At 63.5% G+C, this 2,057-nt stretch carries 1 protein-coding gene; it reads left to right on the forward strand.

What is annotated here, in order from left to right:
- Nucleotides 1-173 precede the first annotated feature (173 nt).
- Nucleotides 174-2,057, forward strand: a 1,884-nt coding sequence (locus WFM45_RS24580) for a S8 family serine peptidase (protein WP_336957611.1), incomplete at its 3' end; no start/stop codon positions are given.

The following is a 2,057-nucleotide window of genomic DNA, read 5'->3' on the forward strand; positions in this document are numbered from 1 at the left end:
CCAAGACAACAGCGTCAACGCCGGTTTCACCTGGCGCTTCTAAGCAACATCGACTCAATCCTTGTACGGGAACCGTCTGCGGGCGGTTCCTTTTTCACATCCTGCTAATGAGAACCCGGCGCACCTGGGGCGTCGGCCAATAACAAGCAAAAGTTAAGGAAATGACAACAACAATGGGTTTTGATAGCAAAGGAAACGCTCGTCGCTCACCATGGCGGCTGAACGCGCTGGTCTGCTGCATGGCGCTGGCGGGGTATGCGCAGGCCGCAACCTATATAGAGAACGGCCAGGCGGGCGATCCGGCCAGCTGGCGCAGCGCCGAGTTCAACGCCAACTGGGGGCTGGGGGCGATCCATGCCGATGAGGCCTACGCCGCCGGCTATACCGGCAAAGGGCAGAAGGTGGGCATTTTCGACACCCCGGTTAACCACCATCCCGAGTTTGCTGGCGACGGCAAACTGATCAACGTCGTCACCGAAGGCTACCGCGCCTATACCGACCCGCACCGGCCGGGGATTAACGCCGGCGATCGCTTTTACTTCGACGGCACCTTCCACTTCTACAGCGGTTCACAGGGCATGCTGAGCAATCACGGGGTGCACGTCGCGGGCATCAGCGCGGCGAACCGCGACGGCGTCGGCATGCACGGCGTGGCCTTCGATTCGCAGGTGATCAGCGTCGATAACGACAACGACGGCCCGGCCTACGGCGAATTCCTCGGCCTGGACGGCGCCGTCACCAATGCCGGCTGGCAGGCGATGATCAAGAGCGGCGTGCGGGTGATCAACAACAGCTGGGGCGTCAGTATTCCCGATTTCCTGTCCGACGGCGGCCGCGATCCCAACGCGCTGCACTTTGAGCTGAAGGATGCGCAGGAACAGTTCGATCAGGTCAAACCGCTGCTCGGCAGCCTGGCCGGCGCAGGCTATCAGGGCGCCATCGACGCGGCGCGCAAAAATATTCTGGTGCTGTTCGCCGCTGGTAACGACGGCAACTACAACCAGCCGGATGTGATCAGCGGGCTGGCCTATTTCGTGCCGGACATCGCACCCAACTGGCTGTCGGTCGCCAGCGTGGCGCAGGATGCGACATCGACCAACAGCGTGCCTTACACCATCAGCAGCTTCTCTTCCCGTTGCGGCTATACCGCCAGCTTCTGCGTCTCGTCGCCGGGCAGCAAAATCTACAGCACCGTGGCCAACGGTTCCGATCCGGCCAACCTGGTGTCGGACTACGGCAATAAAAATGGCACCTCGATGGCGACGCCGCACGTCACCGGCGCGGTGGCGGTGTTGCTGCAGCGCTTCCCGTACATGAGCTCGGCGCAGATTGCCGACGTGCTGAAAACCACCGCCACCGACATGGGCGCGCCGGGCATCGACGCGCTCTACGGCTGGGGGATGATCAACCTGGGCAAGGCCATCAACGGCCCGGGCATGTTCTATACCGTTGAAGATATTCCTGCGGAGTTCCGCATTCCGGATCCGACGGGCGTGGCCTACGGCCCGACCCAGTTTGTCGCCAATATTCCGGGTCTGGGCGCCGAGGTGGATGCCGGCACGCTGCACGCCAGAAAGTGTGACGACATCAGTTGCGAGCTGGAAGTCTACTCCAACAACATCTCCGGCCATGGCGGCCTGACCAAAGAAGGGATGGGCACGCTGGTCATGACCGGCGCCAACACCTATGCCGGCCCGACGCTGGTCAATCAGGGGCGGCTGGCGATCAACGGCTCGGTCACCTCGGCCGTCAGCGTGCAGAACGGCGGCATCGTCGGCGGCAGCGGCACGGTCGGTTCGCTGACCGCCCGCCGTGGCGGCACCGTGGCACCGGGCAACTCGATCGGCACCCTGAACGTGGCCGGCAACGTCAGCTTCGAGCCGGGTTCGCGCTACGCGGTGGAAGTGGGGCCGAACGGCCAGAGCGATCGGATCCAGAGCAGCGGCTCGGCGACGATCGGCGGCGGCGAGGTGGCGGTCACGCTGGAAAACAGCAGCAACCTGCTGACGCAAAGCGAGGTGCGCAGCCTGCTGGGCCAGCAGTACAACATCCTGACG

The organism is Serratia sp. KG1D, from assembly GCF_037150675.1.
GTDB classification, from domain to species: Bacteria; Pseudomonadota; Gammaproteobacteria; order Enterobacterales; family Enterobacteriaceae; genus Serratia; species Serratia nematodiphila.